Source organism: Stenotrophomonas maltophilia group sp. msm4, from assembly GCF_032025605.1.
Lineage (GTDB): Bacteria > Pseudomonadota > Gammaproteobacteria > Xanthomonadales > Xanthomonadaceae > Stenotrophomonas > Stenotrophomonas sepilia.
The window spans coordinates 1,490,747-1,506,881 of sequence record NZ_JAVSKK010000001.1 but is presented as its reverse complement, the minus strand read 5'-3'; the positions used below and the strand labels follow the sequence as shown (position 1 = coordinate 1,506,881).

Here is a 16,135-nt window from a genome sequence, read left to right as displayed (position 1 = left end):
TCCAGCCATGTCCGATTCGCGTTCCCTGCTCAGTTTCCATGCTACCCACGCCCTGCTGGCCGAGGGCTGGGCCCGCGATGTCCGCCTGCAGGTGCGGGACGGCCGCATCACGGCAATCAGCAAGGGGCAGGCCGCGCAGGGCGGTGACACCCGCGTCGGCATCCTGGTGCCGGGCCTGCCCAACCTGCACAGCCACGCCTTCCAGCGCGGCATGGCCGGCCTGACCGAGATCGGCGGCGGTGACGGCGACAGCTTCTGGAGCTGGCGCGAGCTGATGTACCGCTTCCTGGCCCATCTGCGCCCGGATGCGGTGCAGGCCATCGCCGCCCAGGCCTACATGGAAATGCTGGAAAGCGGCTTCACCCGCGTCGGCGAATTCCATTACCTGCACCACGACGCCGATGGCCATGCCTATGCCAACCGCGCCGAGATGAGCGCGCGGATTGCCGCTGCGGCCGATCAGACCGGCATCGGCCTGACCCTGCTGCCGGTGTTCTACGCGCATGCCGATTTCGGTGGCGCGCCGCCGAATCCGGCGCAGCGCCGCCTGATCCACGACGTGGACGGTTTCGCGCAGCTGCTGGACGCCGCCAAGCCGGCGTTGGCCGCGCTGCCCGATGCGGTGCTCGGCATTGCACCGCACAGCCTGCGTGCGGTCACCGGCGAGGAACTGGGCGCGTTGCTGCCGTTGACCGACGGCCCGGTGCACATCCATATCGCCGAGCAGGTGCGTGAAGTCGAGGCCTGCCTGGCCTGGAGCGGCCAGCGCCCGGTGCAGTGGCTGTACGACCATGCACCGGTCGATGCGCGCTGGTGCCTGGTGCATGCCACCCACATCACCGATGACGAGCGCGCGGCCATCGTCGCCAGCCAGGCTGTGGCCGGCCTGTGCCCGATCACCGAAGCCAATCTGGGCGACGGCCTGTTCCCGATGCAGGCGTTCGCCCGCGAGGGCGGGCGCTTCGGTGTCGGTTCCGATTCCAATGTGCTGATCGATGCAGCTGAAGAACTGCGCCTGCTTGAATACGGCCAGCGGCTGACCCTGCGCGGACGCAACGTGCTGGCGCCGGATGCCACCCGCAGCACCGGTGGTTTCCTGTTCGAAGGCGCACTGCGCGGTGGAGCGCAGGCGCTGGGCGTGGCCGCTGGCCTGCAGGTCGGTGCCAGTGCCGACCTGGTCGAACTGGACGCCGCGCACCCGGCGCTGCAGGCGCGACAGGATGACGCATGGCTTGACAGCTGGGTGTTCGCCGCACGTAATGGCGCGCTGCGATCGGTCTGGCGCCATGGCCGCCAGTGCGTGGCCGAGGGCCGCCACCTGCAGCGCGAGGCGATCACCACCGCCTTCGCCGCCGCCCTGCGCGGCGTGCTGGGCTGATCGCCTCCGCCACCGGGACCTCATTACGTGAAGGCAAGCAAGTCCGCCACGCTCAACCAGCGTATCCGCAGCGATCTGGAAAGCCGCATCCTCAGCGGAGAGTGGGCGCCGGGCTTCCGTATTCCGTACGAGCACGAGCTGATGGAGCAATACGGCTGCTCGCGGATGACGGTGAACAAGGTGCTGACCGCACTGGCCGAGAGCGGCATGATCGAGCGCCGCCGTCGCGCCGGTTCATTCGTGGCGCGTCAGCCGCCGCACCTGGAACAGGTGGCGCTGGAGATTCCCGATATCGCGATGGAGGTCGGTTCGCGCGGCCATCAGTACGCGTACCGCCTGCTGCAGCGCGAGCTGCGCCTGGCCGACACCGGCAATGCCGGTGAAGTGGAGCTGGCCGGCAGCGAGAAGCTGCTGGCGATGCGCTGCCTGCACCTGGCCGATGGCCGTCCGCTGGCGCTGGAGCATCGCCTGATCAGTCCGGTGGGCGTGCCCGAGGTACTGGAAGTCGATTTCAGTACCACCGCGCCGGGCAGCTGGCTGCTGCAGAACGTGTCCTGGACGCGCGCGCAGCATCGCATCAGTGCCTGGGGTGCGGATACCGCTACCGCCAGGCTGCTGGAGGTGAAGCCGGGCACCGCATGCCTGGTGATCGAGCGCCTGACCTGGCGCGGTGAACAGCCGATCACCCGCGTGCGGCAGGTGTTCCTGGGGGATGCCTGGGACCTGGTTGCGCGCTTCGCGCCGGGCGCTCGCTAGGGATGCCATCCACGCATGGCGTGGATCTACTGGTCCGGTACGGCTGTCGTCTTGAACTCTGTTGGTGCGTGTGTACGATGTGTATCGTCCCTGCATGAAGAGCAGGGACCTCATCCGGGATCTGGAGGCGGCAGGTTGGACCTGTTGCAGGATTCGCGGATCCCATCATGTATTCGTGCACCCGCAGTGGCCTCACATCATCACCGTGCCTCACCCCAGAAAGGATCTGGGCAAGGGGCTGGTTCAGGCGTTGCGGAAGCTCGCAGGATTGACGTAGGAGGTCCCATGCGCTATCCAGTCTTGATTGAGGCCGGCGATGAACGCACCGCGTGGGGGGTCATCGTTCCCGATCTGCCGGGGTGCTTCTCGGCAGCCGACACGCTTGACGATGCACTCAGCGCGGCCGAGGAGTCTGCGCTTGCCTGGATCGATGCGGCCCTGGATGAGGGGCGCTCGATTCCCAGTCCTTCTGCGCCACAGAAGATCGTCGCCGAGGCTCCCAGTGGTACGGCCTGGATTCTTGCCTACATCTGCATTGATCCATCTCTGCTGGACGACACCATCGAGCGGGTCAACATCAGCCTGCCGCGTCGCATCCTGGCCAGGCTGGATGCGCAGGCCAGGGCGGCCGGCGAATCCCGCTCCAGTTACATCGCCCATCTCGCAGCATTGGGCTGAGCGGGCGCCTTTGTAGAGCCCAGCCCATGGTCGGCTGCTGTTCGCGCGTTGCGCGATGAGTCGAGCGTGGCTCGACTCTGCAAAGGCATCCACGCATGGCGCGGGATTCAGTAGATCCACGCCATGCGTGGATGTTGCCCCATCAATACGTAGCGCACTGCCGCCAGCGTACGGGTTCATCCACGCCGGGGCGGGCGTTGAGCTGGATGCGCACGTTGCGCAGGGCAGGGTAGTGCAGCACTTCCTCACAGACCTGCGGCCAGACCTTTTCCAGTTCACCGGTGCGGTTGATCGCCAGCGTCTGCCGGGTCAGCCAGACACCGCTGGCGATGCCGGGCTTGCCGGCCAGGGCGCGGGCCAGATCGGCCTGGAAGCGCTCCAGCGTGGCCGCATCCGGATTGGGATTGCTGCGCGCGTCGGCCGCCGGGGCGACGGCAGCCGCGGGTGAAGGGGCGGCCGGGAGCACTGCCGCGGTGCCAGCAGGTTCCGCCGCAGGCGCGGTTGAAGGCGTCGCCACCACCGGTGCCGCAGCAACCGGCGCGGCCTCTTCCACACGCAGGCCCTGCAGGCCCAGGCCAACCAGCAGCCCCAGCGTTGCCGAACCCAGTGCGGCGATGGCGATGCGGCGCAGCGCTTCGTGCCGGGCGCTGGCGCGCACGCGTGCTTCGATGTCGCCGGGCAGGTAAGACTGCAGCAATGGCCACAGGCGCGGGCCGTCCAGCACTTCAACCGCCTGCTTCTCGGCTGCGCTGCGGCCGCCGCGCTCGATGCGGCCTTCGGTCAGCAGCACACCGCCCTTGGCACCGGCCAGGCGCGCGGCCGCACCCAGCTCGTTCACTGCGGCGGTGCCGATGCGGTAGGCCAGGCCATGCTTGCACGACACCAGCCAGTGGTTGGGGCCATCGCTGAGCATGAAATCGCTGCTTGGCTCGCGGGCTTCTTCCGCCGGATCGATCAGTTCACGCAGGCCGCGCTGTTCGCGCAGCATGCGCTTGACCAGAACCGAGAATTCGCGCCAATGCATGCCCGCCAGGGCCTGCAGGCCGAGTTGCATCTCCTTTTGCCGCCGCTTGACCCACCACAGATAGACAACGGCCAGGAAACAGCTAAGCAGGGCCGACAGCAGGGCCAGGATCCAGGGGAGCATGCAGGAGTAGGGCGGAAGGGGCGAAAGCGGAGAACGACAGTGTAAAGGTCGCGGTGCCTGGCCGGGTCAGGATGTTCCTGACAGAAAGCGTGATGGAGCGCGCAGATCGGCGTACAGCGGGCACGAAAAACCCGCCAATCCTGAAGCCGTGAGGGGAGGGAACAAACGGCAGCCGAAGCGATTGGCGGGTTGCTCGCGATTGTCAATCAATTTTTATTGCGTTGCAACAATTGCGCTCAGGGCACGCTGTCCGGCGACTGATGGCTGCCCGGAGCAGGGGCGTCGGTGCCGGACGCGGCGCGGTTTTCCAGCTTGGCCAGGCGCGCGTGCAGGGCATCAATGCGGGCCTCCAGTGCGGTCACTTCGTCGGCGGTGGGTACATGTAGGCGCTTGAGTACGCCCTGCACCTGGTCATCGAAGGCCTTCTCCACCTTGTTCCAGGTGCCGGAGGCCTTCTCGCGGGCCTCGTCCAGCGAGGTCTCGACATTGTCACGCCAGCCCGGGCCCTGGTCGCCGTTACGTTCACGGCGGCGGGCTTCCCAGGCTTCGCCTTCCTTCACCAGGCCATCGAAGAAGCGGCTGCCCTCGGCCTGGGCGCGACCCAGCGCACCCAACCCGGCCAGCCAGACCTGCTGGGCCGAATCGCTCAGCTTGCGCGAGAAGCGCTCGGCCTGGTCACTGAAAGAGGCATCGTCGTTGCGGCGGTCGTCGTTCTCGTAGTGGTTCATCGCACTTCCCGTGGGAGTTGGGCCTGACCCCGAGAGTAGCGCGCACCGGCGTTGCACGGCCGTGACGGCCGCCGCCGGGGTTCAGCCCAGCTTTTCCTTCAGCACACGCTGGATCTCGCCTTCGACCATGCCCTTCATCGCCGACAGCAGGAAGCCCAGCTTGGCGGTTACGCGCACGGCACCCGGCTGCAGTTCGATCGCACCGTCCACGCCGCTGCCGGAGAAGTTCAGTACGTCGGCGGTCCAGGACGACTTCAGGCCAAAGCGCTCGGACAGCTTGGCAGCGACCTGTTCGATCGCGGCGCGCGCCTGTGCATCGGGCAGGGCGTGGGCGTGGCGGACATCGATGGTGGACATGCAGGCTCCTGGCGCAGGGCGGGGTAGGTTGAAGAGGGCAAGCATTGTGCGCATCAAGGGCCGCCGCGCCAAGCACTCATCGTGGGTTCTTCTTCGTTGGCGACCAACCTGCTAGTCTGCGCCGCGTGCAGAACCTGCTTGTTCACTTCAGTCAACAACAACAGCCCGACCAGCCCTTGCGGCCCGGGGTGCAGCGCATCGTGCGCCAGGCCAACGGCAGCGTGCGGCTCGGAGATCCCGGCCACGGCGCACTGCTGCTGGCCCAGTTCTGCATGGATGATCGCGGCCTCTGGCTGCAGGTCGGCAACGGCATCCGCGGCGTCCACGTCAACGGTCGCCCGGTACGCAGGATGGCCCTGCTGCGTGCAGGCGATGCGGTGTATGTGGATGGCGTGGAGATGGTCCTGCAGGGCGAGGTCGAAAGCCTGCTGCAGGCGCCTGCGCCGAAAACCGAAGATGGCAGCGACCAGCAGCAGCGGCTGCTGCGCGGTGTCGGCGGCCTCCATCATGGCCGCAGCTTCACCCTGTCGCGGGCCCGCCTGATCGGGCGTGGCAACGAGGCTGACATCGCCATCGATGACCCGGCTTTTGCCGAGCAGCATGCCCGCGTGGAAGTGCACGGCGAACGCGTGCTGCTGCGCGACCTCGGCAGTGCCGACGGCACCCGCGTCAATGGCGTGGCCGTGCGCCATTGCTGGCTGCAGGCCGGCGACCAGGTGGTGTTCGATGGCCAGCACCGTTTCGTGCTGGAAGTGCCGCATGATCCGCGCCGACGGTCGTTGCCGGTCGAGGACGAGTCGGGCGAGGACGTGGAACAGGCGCCGGTGCTGCCGGCTGCGCCGCGCAGGGTGCGGCGCTGGCCGTGGCTGCTGGTCAGTGCGCTGCTGCTGGCCGCGCTGCTCAGCCTGCTGCTCTGGTTCGGCGCGCGCTGACGGTGGTGGGCGGGGCGGGGGGCCCCCCACCCCCCCCCCCGCGGGCCGCGCCTCTACAGTGGCAATCAGAACCGGTAGCGCGCACCCAGCGAGACGAACTGCCCGCGCAGGTTGTACTGGCTGATGTCGAAACCGTTGGAACCGCCAGCCGGGTCGAACGGCGGGTCCTTGTCGGTCAGGTTCAGCGCCGACAGCGACAGCGTGGTGTTGGGAATCCCTTCGTACGCCACATATAGGTCCAGCTGGTGATAGGGCTTGACGCGGTCACGCAGCCCCGGGTTGCTGGTCGCCGTCGCCACGCGCTGGTCGTAGCCGCTTACGTACTGCAGGCTCAGCGTGCTGCTCCAGTCGCCCACCGCCCAGTTCAATGAGGTGGTGCCGCGGGTGCGAGGCAGCGCGCCGTGGCGGTTGTTGCCGGCGCCGTCATACGGTGCTTGGCCGGCCACCAGCGGTTGCTTGAAGCTGAGCAGGTGGGTCCAGCTGCCGGCCACGGTGAAGGTGCCCCAGCCGTCGGTACGGAAGGTACGGCTGGCGTCCAGGTCCAGCCCCGAGGTGGTCAACTCGCCCTGGTTGGCGTACTGGTTGGTGATGAACTGGATGCGTCCCTGCGCATCACGTTGCACGCGGCCCGGGAACAGGGTCGGGTTGTCGACGATGAACTGCGCGCTGTCCGGCTTGACCAGGTTGTCCTGCTCGATGCGGTACCAGTCCAGGCCGATGCTGGTATCGCCATCCGGCGACCACACCGCACCCAGGTTGAAGTTGCGCGAACGTTCGGCCTTCAGGTCCGGGTTGCCGGTGCGGATGTTGGTGATGCCACGGCTGCCGCCGGGCTGCAGCGGATCCAGCGGATCGATCACCGAACCATAGCTGACGGTCTGGCCGGGTGCGATTTCCGGCAGCGACGGTGCACGGAAGCCGCGGGAGAACGAGCCGCGCAGCAGCAGGCTGTCCAGCGGTTGCCAGCGCAGCGCCACCTTCGGTGAGAACGCCTTGCCGAAGTCGTCGTAGTGGTCGCCGCGGCCCGCAACCTGCAGTTCCAGCGTGCGATGCAGCGGCACGCTCAGTTCGGCGTAGGCGGCGCTGACCTGGCGCTCGCCGTTCACCACGTTGATGGCCGGGCGCAGTTCGGTGCCCGACAGCACCTGTGCACTGGTGCGCGCGTCCAGTGATTCCTTGCGGAACTCTGCACCCCAGGCGAAGCCGATCGCACCGGCCGGTAGCTCCCACAGCGAGGTCGAGGCCTTCAGGTTCAACGAATGCAGCTTGTACCAGCCCGGACGCTTGGTCTGCAGGCGCAGTGCATCCAGTGCCCCCGGCGTGCTGGACGGGTTGAGGAAGTTGTAGCTGCCATCGCGCAGGATCTGTTCGAACGCGTAGCGGTTGACGAAATTGTCGACGTACTCGCGCTGCGCACTCTGCGAGGTCAGCGCCGCGACTTCCCAGTCCCAGCGTTCACCGCTGCCGCGCACGCCGGCCAGTGCACGGTAGAACACCTGGGTGTTGTCCTTCAGGCGCGGGCCGAGGTCGAAGAAGGTGTACTCGAATGGCAGGGGCGTGCTGCCCGGATTGTTCGGGTGGCCGACCGGCAGCACCGCCGGCACGTCGATCAGGGTGCCGGTGGCCGGGTTATACGCGCGCAGGCCCGGGCCGACGGTCAGCGGCGCGCTGAAGATCTGGTCGGCCTTGTTGTGGCTGTACAGCACGTCGGCGAACGCTTCGACGCTGTCATTGAAGCGGTAGGTTGCACTCAACGAGGCCTGCAGGCGCTCGGCGCCGGGCTGCAGGGTCTTGAACGGCTGCGCATTGAAGGCGCAGGCCTGGCCGGGCAGGGTACTGCCGAAGTCGCTGTACGGGCGCAGCTGGCTGCCATCCGGGCAGTTCGCGAACGGCTGCGGTGCACGCGGGTTGCTCAGCCAGTTGCCACCGGCGGTGGGCCAGCCGGCCAGGCGTCCGCCGGGCTTGTCGCGGAAATCGCCGCTGCGGGTATAGGCGCGCTGGTCGGCGTCGAGGCGATCACGCTTGAGCAGGTCCAAGCCGAACAGCACGTTCCAGCCCTGCTGCTCCAGGTCGCCGAAGCCGGCCAACAGGTTGGCCTTGCGTTCGTTCAAGCCGCCCTCGGTGGCGGTACCGAAGCCGCCACCCACTTCCACGCCCTGGAAGTTCTTGCGCAGGATGATGTTGATGACGCCGGCGATGGCATCGGAACCGTACACCGCCGAGGCGCCGTCCTTGAGCACTTCGATGCGCTCGACGGCGCTGATCGGCAACGCGTTGAGGTCGACGAACGTGTCCTGGGTATTGAGCGCGAAGCCGAAGTTGGACACGCGGTAGCCGTTGACCAGCACCAGCGTGTTCTTCGGTGACAGGCCACGCAGGCCGATCGAGGCAGAGCCGGCGGCGAAGCTGCCGGTGTACTGCTCATCGAAACTGTTGCCGGCATTGGCCGACAGGTTGCGCAGCACGTCGGTAAGGGTGGAGCGGCCGGTCTGCTCGATCTGTTCGCGGCTGACGATCTGCACCGGGTTCGGCCCGGCGGTATCACTGCGCTTGATGTTGGAGCCGGTCACCAGCACGGTGCCGAGAGTGGTGCTGTCCTTGCCGGTATCGGCCGATTCAGCGGCGCCGGCAGCGCCGGCGGTGAGGCTCAGCGCAATGGCGCCGGCTAGCAGGTTCAGGGTGGTGCGGTACATGGAAGCGACAACGCCAAACGGGGGAGGAGCCGTCAGTACCGCACGCAGGTACATGCGCCTTCCAATGACGAAAGCGCATTCAGTTATACAGCACAGGTTCTTAATGAACGGAGCGAGGAGTGCGGAGCATTTGGTCCGCACGCTCCTGTAGAGCCGAGCCTACGTTCGGCTGCGCACACTGACCGGAAAGCAGCCGAGCATGGCTCGGCTCTACAGAAGGCAATGCCAGCCCATCACGGCCGCAGCAGCACCTTGCCGTTGCGGCCCGAGCCTCCTGCGACCTTCGCTGCCTGGGCGATGTCGTCCAGCGCGAAGATCTGCTCCACCGGCAGCGTCAGCTCGCCGCCAGCAGCACGCTTCAGCAGCTCGCCCACCAGCCGGCGCTTGTCTTCCACCGCCATCGCCTGGCTGACCTTGCTGCCCCAGAAGCCCTTCACCGTGGCTTCCTTGTAGATCAGGCCGCCGGCCGGGACGCGCATCGGTTCGCCGCTCATCACCCCGAACGACACCAGCGTGCCGTTGTGGCCGAGCAGGTCGACCAGGTCACCGCTGGCGTCGCCGCCGATGGAATCCACGGCGGCCGCCGCCTGTGCTTCGCCGGTCGCTTCACGAACGCGATCCTTCCACCCGTCCAACGAGGTGTCGAACACATGATCGATGCCCAGCGCCTGCAACTGCGCCACGGCAGCGGCGTTGCGCACCAGGTTGGCCACATGCACGCCACGCGCCTTTGCCAGCATCGCCAGCGACTTGCCGACCGCGCCGTTGGCGGTGTTCTGCACGATCCACTGGCCTGCTTCGACGTGCAGGAACTCCAGCAGCATCAGCGCGCTCAGCGGCATGGCGATCAGCTGTGCGGCCATCTCGTCCGGGATCGCCTCCGGCATCGGAATCACCATGCGTGCCGGTGCAATGAACGCTTCGGCCCAGGTACCGTGCACCGAGGCGGCGGCAACCCGCTGGCCGATCTGCAGGCCGTCCACGCCATCGCCGAGTGCATCGACCACGCCCAGTGCTTCACTGCCACCGATCGCAGGCAGTGTCGGCTTGTACCCGTAGAGGCCACGCACGGTCAGCAGGTCGTGGTTGTGGATCGAGGCCAGCACGGTGCGGATGCGCACCTCGCCGGGACCGGGTTCGGGCAGGGCGGCATCGGCAATGGCGAGGACGTCGGCCGGGTTGCCGAAGGAGGAGTACTGGGCAGCGCGCATGGGCGGTGTTCCGGGGAAAGTGGATGTTGTACCGAACTGGGGACGCAGGGCATGTCGACAAGGCGTCGCTGCTGCAACACGGCATCCTGCGACTGATCGTCGCGGCATGTCGTGATTACCGCATCTTGTGTTGACGGTTCGAGTCATCCCCACTATGTTGTGGCCGTCACCCCCGGTCAGCCGCCGCCGCCGGACATGCAGCAAACGTCCCACGGCCCGCCCCTGAAGGCTTGCCGTGTCGACGCGGCCGCCACCGTGCGGACGCAGGTCGCCCCCACGGCCCGGATACCGGCCGCAGGCGCAGGCAGATGCCGACGACCTCCGTTCCCGCACCCTGGCAATCCACCCGTTTGCCCCGTGCGCCGGTATCGCGTCCAGGGCCGCCATGGCATCGACCGCCAAAGCGCGTGCGAGCCTGGAGTTTCACCACCATGACCGACAGTACCTTCCGCGCGGCCGATCTGGCCGGCGCCGGCGACGCTTTGCGCGCTGGTGGCGAGCGCGTGCCGACCTGGATCACCAAGGAGGCCGGCAACCGCCGCCTGCCGTTCGACGCTGAGCGGCTGCAGGGCAGCATCGATGCCGTGCATGCCGAGTTCCCGCAGCTGGATGTGAGCGACTACCGCCGCGTGGTGCAGGCAATGGTCGAGCGCAAGCCCAGCATCAGCGCCGATGACCTGGTCGATCTGCTGATCCGCGAGGCGGAATCGCGGGTGGACCTGGTCGCGCCCGAGTGGGAACAGTTCGCCGCGCGCATCTACCTGCGTCGCCTGTACAAGCGTGCCAGCCGCAACCGCTTCTACGATGTCAGCCTGAAGTACGGCTCCTACGTGGGCCTGCAGGAAAGCCTCGCCGATCGTGGCATCTACAGCAACGACATCCTGCGCTGCTATTCCAAGGAAGAGCTGCAGCAGGCCGGTGAGATGATCGATCCGGAACGCGACCGCCTGTTCGCCTACAACGGCCTGTACCTGCTGGCCACGCGCTATCTGGCCAGCGACCGCAGCCGCGAGGTCTATGAGCTGCCGCAGGAGCGCTGGCTGACCATTGCGCTGTACCTGATGCAGGAGGAAAAGCCGCGCGAACGCCGCATGCAGCTGGTCGGCGAGGCGTACTGGGCGCTGTCCAACCTGTACATGACGGTGGCTACGCCGACCCTGGCCAACGCCGGCAAGGTGGGCGGCCAGCTGTCCAGCTGCTTCATCGACACGGTGGACGACAGCCTGCAGGGCATCTATGACTCCAACACCGATATCGCGCGCGTGTCCAAGCACGGCGGCGGTGTTGGCGCCTACCTGGGCTACGTGCGCAGCAGCGGCGCGCCGATCCGCGGTGTGGCCAATTCCTCCGGTGGCGTGGTGCCGTGGATCAAGCAGCTCAACAACACGGCGGTGTCGGTTGATCAGCTTGGCCAGCGCAAGGGCGCGGTGGCGGTATACCTGGACATCTGGCACCGCGACATCGAAGCCTTCATGGACCTGCGCCTCAACAACGGTGACCAGCGCCTGCGCGCGCACGATGTGTTCACCTCGGTGTGCGTACCCGACCTGTTCATGGAAGCGGTCGAACGCCGCGCCGACTGGTACCTGTTCGACCCGCACGAGGTGAAGCAGGCCAAGGGCTGGTACCTGCAGGACTTCTACGATGAGAAGCGCGGTTCGGGCAGCTTCCGCGACCGCTATGCCGAGCTGGTGGCCGATGAGCGCATCAGCCGCCGCACGGTGAAGGCCATCGATCTGTTCAAGCGGATCATGCTCAGCCAGCTGGAAACCGGCAACCCGTTCCTGTTCTACCGCGACGAGGTCAATCGCAGGAACCCGAACAAGCACGCGGGCATGATCTATTCCAGCAACCTGTGCACCGAGATCCTGCAGAACATGAGCCCGACGCGGATGATCCAGGAGATCGTCAGCGGCGACCAGATCGTCACCACGCGCCGTGCCGGTGACTTCGTGGTCTGCAACCTGTCCTCGATCAACCTCGGCCGGGCGATCAGTGCACCTGATGACCTGCTGGCCACCGATGTGCTGGAGCGCCTGATCCCGATCCAGGTGCGCATGCTCGACAACGTGATCGACCTCAACGCGTTGCCGGTGCCGCAGGCCACGATCACCAACCACAAGTACCGTGCCATCGGCCTGGGCACGTTCGGTTGGCACCACCTGCTGGCGCAGCAGGCGATCCAGTGGGAATCTCCGGATGCCGAAGCATTGGCCGACCGTCTCTACGAACGCATCAACTTCCTGACCATCCAGGCCAGCGCGCAACTGGCGCGGGAGAAGGGCAGCTACCCCATGTTCGCCGGCAGCGATTGGCACAACGGACGCTACTTCCGTGACCGCGGCTACAGCGGCGCGGCCTGGGACAGCCTGGCCCGCGAAGTCGCCAGGCATGGCCTGCGCAACGGTTGGCTGCTTGCAGTTGCGCCGAACATGAGCACCGCGCAGATTGCAGGCTCCACGGCCTCCATCGACCCGATCTACAGCGCGTTCTACTACGAGGAAAAGAAGGACTTCCGGCGGCCGGTGGCGGCGCCGGGTCTGTCGCTGGAGACCTGGCCGTACTACGAGAAGGGTGCCTACAAGGTCGACCAGTTCGCCAGCGTGCGCCAGAACGCGCGCCGCCAGCGCCATGTCGACCAGTCGATCAGCTTCAACCTGTACGTGCCCAGCACCATCCGCGCCAGCACGCTGCTGGAGTTGCACCTGAGCGCCTGGCGCGAAGGCCTGAAGACCACCTACTACGTGCGCTCCAACGACATCGACATCAGCGAATGCGAGTGGTGTTCAAGCTGACCACCGGCGGCCCACGGTAGTGCCGGCCGCTGGCCGGCAACACGAAGGAAAGAGAACGAAGGCATAAACCATGGCAACCCCCCTCGATCGCATCAAGATACTCGAACCACGCCATCCCAACCGCAGCACCGGCATCATCAACGGCCAGACCAGCGGCATCCTCAACTGGAACGATATCCCGTACCCGTCGTTCTATCGGGCCTACAAGGAGCTGTCGACCAACTTCTGGATTCCCGACGAAGTGGACATGAAGCTGGATGCGCGCCAGTACGGAGAGCTGTCAGGGCGCGAAAAGAACGCCTACGACTCGATCATCGGCCTGCTGGCCACGCTCGATTCGCCGCAGACGCGCTTCATCTACAACGTGGCCGAGTACATCACCGATCCGGCCGCGCACGCCAACGCGGCGATCATCGGCCAGCAGGAAGTGATCCACAACGAGAGCTACAGCTACGTGCTGGCCTCGATCACCGACCTGCCGAACCAGAACCGGATCTTCGAGATCGCCCGCACCCACCCGACCATCATCAAGCGCAATGCCCCGATCATGGGCGCGTATGACGATTTCATGCGCGAGAAGACCGCCGAGACCCTGCTCAAGTCGTTGATCCAGTCCTCGATCCTGGAGGGCATCAACTTCTATTCCGGGTTTGCGTACTTCTACAACATGGTGCGGCAGAACCGCATGAACGGCACCGGCAAGATCATCAGCTTCATCAATCGCGACGAGCTGGCGCATACCAAGTTCATCAGCGAGCTGATCCGCGCCATCATCGGCGAAAACCCCGAGCTGCAGACCAATGAGTTGACCGCCTATGTGCACCAGTCATTCGAACATGCCATCGAGCTTGAGACGCAGTGGTCGTCGGAGGTGCTGGATGGCATCGATGGCATCGACGTGGACGAGATGGTGCGCTACGTGAAGTACCGCGCCAACAAGATGGCCGGCATGCTCGGGATCGAGCGCCTGTACAGCGACACCACTGACAACGTGATGCCGTGGATCAAGGCCTACGCCGACAACTTCACCGAAACCAAGACCGACTTCTTCGAGATGCGCAATGCAAGTTACAAGAAGACCAATGTCGACAACGGCTTCGACGATCTCTGAGCCCGGCGCCGCGCTGAGCATCCTGATGGTGGTCGCCTCCTTGAGCGGCAACACCCGCGAACTCGGCCGGCAGATCGCCGAGCGCTGCCGCGCGGCAGGTCATGCGGTGCACTGGCAGGAGGCCGACGACCTGCGCCAGGCACCGCCGCTGGCGGCCGATGAGGCCGACTTGGTGCTGCTGGGCTGCTGGACCGACAACGCCGGGCGCACGCCAGCGGAGATGAAGGCGTGGGTGGCCGGCATTGCCGAGCGCGGTCAGCAGCCACGCCAGCTGGCGGTGTTCGGTACCGGCGAAACGCAGTGGGGGCAGGCGTACTACTGCGGCGCCGTGCACCGGCTGATCCGCTATTTCCGCAGCGACTATCCGCCGCTCGAGATCGAGCAGATGCCGCATGGCGAGCGTCACGCCGCAGCCATCGACGCCTGGACCGATGCGATCCTGGCCCACTACTGGAGCAACCACGATGCAGATCATCGACGCCACCACGCCTGAGCAGTTCCAGCAGCTGCTGGCCGAGCACCCGCGGGTGCTGGTGGATTTCCACAAGGACCACTGCCCGGGATGCCGGATGCTGGAGATGTCGCTGCACCGGGTGGCCAACAGCGTCGCGGGGCAGGGCACCACGTTGCTGCGCGTGCAGCTGGAGGTGCTGGGTGAGGCGTTCTTCAGGGAGCTGGGGCTGCGGCAGACGCCGACCCTCTCGCTGTTCCGTGACGGTGATGAGCGCACGCGCCTGGCCGGGTTCCAGTCGCCGCAGCAGATCGAAGCCGCGATCGCGTTGCATTTGTAGAGCCGAGCCCATGCTCGGCTGCCGTTCGCGCCGTGAGCGATGAGTCGAGCATGGCTCGACTCTACAAGGGCATCCACGCATGGCGTGGATCTACCGGGGCAGGGTCCGTGGTTTGGCGTCAGGCTCCGCTGAAGGTATCCACCAGCAGCTTCACATTCAGCACCACAATCACCAGCGCGATCACCCAGGCGATCGCGCCCAGCCAGCGCGGGGCCACCAGCGCGCCCATCGTCACCTTGTCGGTCACGATCCGCACCAGCGGGATGATCGCGAACGGCAGCTGCATCGACAGCACCACCTGGCTCAGCACCAGCAGCTTCACCGCGCCCTGGTCGCCGAACAGCAGGATCACCACCACCACCGGAATGATCGCCAGCGCACGTGTGATCAGCCGTCGCAGCCATGGCGGCATTCGCAGGTGCAGGAAGCCTTCCATCACGATCTGGCCGGCCAGCGTCGCGGTGACTGTCGAATTCAGGCCTGACGCCAGCAGCGCCACCGCGAACAAGGTCGCCGCCGCACCCACGCCCAGCATCGGCGCCAGCAGCTGGTGGGCCTGCTCGATGTCTTCCACGTCGAATCGGCCATTGGCATGGAACACCGCCGCCGCCAGGATCAGGATGCTGGCGTTGATGAACAATGCGAGTGTCAACGCGAGGGTGCTGTCGGTGACCGCCCAGCGCAGCGCGCTGCGGCGGCCTTCATCCGTGCGCGGGTAGGCGCGGGTCTGCACGATGGACGAATGCAGGTACAGGTTATGCGGCATCACCGTGGCACCGATGATGCCGATCGCAATGTACAGCGCGTTCGGATCGGTCACTACCTGTGCGCGCGGAATGAATCCGCCCAGCACCGCCATCACTGGCGGGGCAGCCATCGCGATCTGCACCACGAAGCAGGCGAAGATCACCATCAGCAGCGCGATCACGAAGGCTTCGAGCGCACGGAAGCCGCGGTTCATCAGCAGCAGAACCAGCAGCGTATCCAGCGCAGTGATCACCGCACCCCAGAGCAGTGGCAGGTCGAACAGCAGTTTCAGTGCGATCGCGGTGCCGATCACCTCGGCCAGGTCGCAGGCGATGATCGCCGCCTCGCAAAGCGCCCAAAGTGCCAGGTTCACCGGCTTCGGGTAGCGGGCGCGGCAGGCCTGCGCGAGGTCCATGCCGGTGGCGATGCCGAGCCGTGCCGACAGCGCCTGCAGGATCACCGCCATCAGGTTGGAAATGAGGATGACCGACAGCAGCAGGTAGCCGAAGCGCGAACCACCGGCGAGGTCGGTGGCCCAGTTGCCCGGGTCCATGTAGCCGACCGAGATCATGTAGCCCGGGCCGAGGAAGGCCAGCAGGCGGAACCACCAGTGACCCTTGTCGGGTACCGCCACCGAGGCGTTGAGCGCGCCCAGGCTGGCCGGAGTGGAGGCCGAAGGGTCGCGGGGCGCCAGGGTGTTCATGGCCCGAATATAGCTCCTGCTATAGTCATTAGCAATGTGAAACAATCGTCTTTATCGCTTTACTGGTCCAGAATTCAGGTTCAACACCGGATCACCCCGGAAGGACAG

The 16,135-nt window shown here is 66.3% G+C and carries 15 protein-coding genes; 9 read left to right on the top strand and 6 right to left on the bottom strand.

Annotation, left to right across the window (positions count from 1 at the left end):
* The first annotated feature begins 7 nt into the window (after window positions 1–7).
* The 4 genes from ROV93_RS07145 (at window position 8) to ROV93_RS07130 (ending at window position 2,812) form a co-directional block, all read left to right on the top strand.
* On the top strand, window positions 8–1,378 hold the full coding sequence (locus tag ROV93_RS07145) for a formimidoylglutamate deiminase (RefSeq protein WP_180890643.1): 1,371 nt from the start codon (window positions 8–10) through the stop codon (window positions 1,376–1,378).
* Window positions 1,379–1,405: 27 nt separating this feature from the next.
* Window positions 1,406–2,134, top strand: coding sequence for a histidine utilization repressor (gene hutC, locus ROV93_RS07140; RefSeq protein WP_072168119.1), 729 nt, complete (start codon window positions 1,406–1,408; stop codon window positions 2,132–2,134).
* 94 nt (window positions 2,135–2,228) lie between these two features.
* Window positions 2,229–2,411: a type II toxin-antitoxin system HicA family toxin gene (locus ROV93_RS07135; RefSeq protein ID WP_072168179.1), complete on the top strand. Its 183-nt coding sequence runs from the start codon at window positions 2,229–2,231 to the stop codon at window positions 2,409–2,411.
* An 8-nt stretch (window positions 2,412–2,419) separates the two neighbouring features.
* Window positions 2,420–2,812, top strand: coding sequence for a type II toxin-antitoxin system HicB family antitoxin (locus ROV93_RS07130; RefSeq protein ID WP_005417308.1), 393 nt, complete (start codon window positions 2,420–2,422; stop codon window positions 2,810–2,812).
* A gap of 142 nt (window positions 2,813–2,954) precedes the next feature.
* Here the strand turns inward: ROV93_RS07130 and ROV93_RS07125 are convergent, their stop codons facing one another.
* From ROV93_RS07125 to ROV93_RS07115, 3 genes are all read right to left on the bottom strand, one after another.
* Entirely contained in the window at window positions 2,955–3,959 is a 1,005-nt protein-coding gene (locus ROV93_RS07125; RefSeq protein WP_072168118.1) for a restriction endonuclease, read from the bottom strand.
* 236 nt (window positions 3,960–4,195) lie between these two features.
* Window positions 4,196–4,687 carry a phasin family protein gene (locus ROV93_RS07120; protein WP_005417304.1) on the bottom strand — a complete coding sequence of 164 codons (492 nt, stop codon included), beginning with the start codon at window positions 4,685–4,687 and terminating at the stop codon, window positions 4,196–4,198.
* Window positions 4,688–4,768: 81 nt separating this feature from the next.
* Window positions 4,769–5,044: a polyhydroxyalkanoic acid system family protein gene (locus ROV93_RS07115; RefSeq protein WP_005417302.1), complete on the bottom strand. Its 276-nt coding sequence runs from the start codon at window positions 5,042–5,044 to the stop codon at window positions 4,769–4,771.
* A 125-nt stretch (window positions 5,045–5,169) separates the two neighbouring features.
* Here ROV93_RS07115 and ROV93_RS07110 point away from each other — a divergent pair, with 125 nt between their 5' ends.
* Complete coding sequence (locus tag ROV93_RS07110) at window positions 5,170–5,976, top strand: FHA domain-containing protein (RefSeq protein ID WP_072168117.1); 807 nt, start codon at window positions 5,170–5,172, stop codon at window positions 5,974–5,976.
* A 65-nt stretch (window positions 5,977–6,041) separates the two neighbouring features.
* Here the strand turns inward: ROV93_RS07110 and ROV93_RS07105 are convergent, their stop codons facing one another.
* A complete protein-coding gene (locus tag ROV93_RS07105) occupies window positions 6,042–8,669 on the bottom strand; it encodes a TonB-dependent receptor (protein ID WP_072167518.1) in 2,628 nt (875 codons plus the stop codon).
* A gap of 233 nt (window positions 8,670–8,902) precedes the next feature.
* Window positions 8,903–9,880, bottom strand: a complete 978-nt coding sequence (locus ROV93_RS07100) for a zinc-binding dehydrogenase (RefSeq protein ID WP_072167519.1) — start codon at window positions 9,878–9,880, stop codon at window positions 8,903–8,905.
* Between the two features lie 431 nt (window positions 9,881–10,311).
* Between ROV93_RS07100 and ROV93_RS07095 the strand changes: the two genes are divergently transcribed.
* The 4 genes from ROV93_RS07095 to ROV93_RS07080 all read left to right on the top strand — a co-directional run bounded on the left by ROV93_RS07095 (window position 10,312) and on the right by ROV93_RS07080 (window position 14,577).
* Window positions 10,312–12,675 carry a ribonucleoside-diphosphate reductase subunit alpha gene (locus ROV93_RS07095; protein ID WP_072167520.1) on the top strand — a complete coding sequence of 788 codons (2,364 nt, stop codon included), beginning with the start codon at window positions 10,312–10,314 and terminating at the stop codon, window positions 12,673–12,675.
* Between the two features lie 70 nt (window positions 12,676–12,745).
* On the top strand, window positions 12,746–13,786 hold the full coding sequence (locus tag ROV93_RS07090; RefSeq protein WP_061479853.1) for a ribonucleotide-diphosphate reductase subunit beta: 1,041 nt from the start codon (window positions 12,746–12,748) through the stop codon (window positions 13,784–13,786).
* A gap of 25 nt (window positions 13,787–13,811) precedes the next feature.
* Complete coding sequence (locus ROV93_RS07085) at window positions 13,812–14,279, top strand: flavodoxin (RefSeq protein WP_080376919.1); 468 nt, start codon at window positions 13,812–13,814, stop codon at window positions 14,277–14,279.
* Window positions 14,251–14,577 carry a thioredoxin family protein gene (locus ROV93_RS07080; RefSeq protein ID WP_058982346.1) on the top strand — a complete coding sequence of 109 codons (327 nt, stop codon included), beginning with the start codon at window positions 14,251–14,253 and terminating at the stop codon, window positions 14,575–14,577. The genes ROV93_RS07085 and ROV93_RS07080 overlap by 29 nt, the downstream gene beginning before the upstream one ends.
* A gap of 118 nt (window positions 14,578–14,695) precedes the next feature.
* On the opposite strand, the gene ROV93_RS07075 is transcribed toward ROV93_RS07080, so the two are convergent.
* Entirely contained in the window at window positions 14,696–16,027 is a 1,332-nt protein-coding gene (locus tag ROV93_RS07075) for an Nramp family divalent metal transporter (protein ID WP_061479854.1), read from the bottom strand.
* Between the last annotated feature and the right edge of the window lie 108 nt (window positions 16,028–16,135).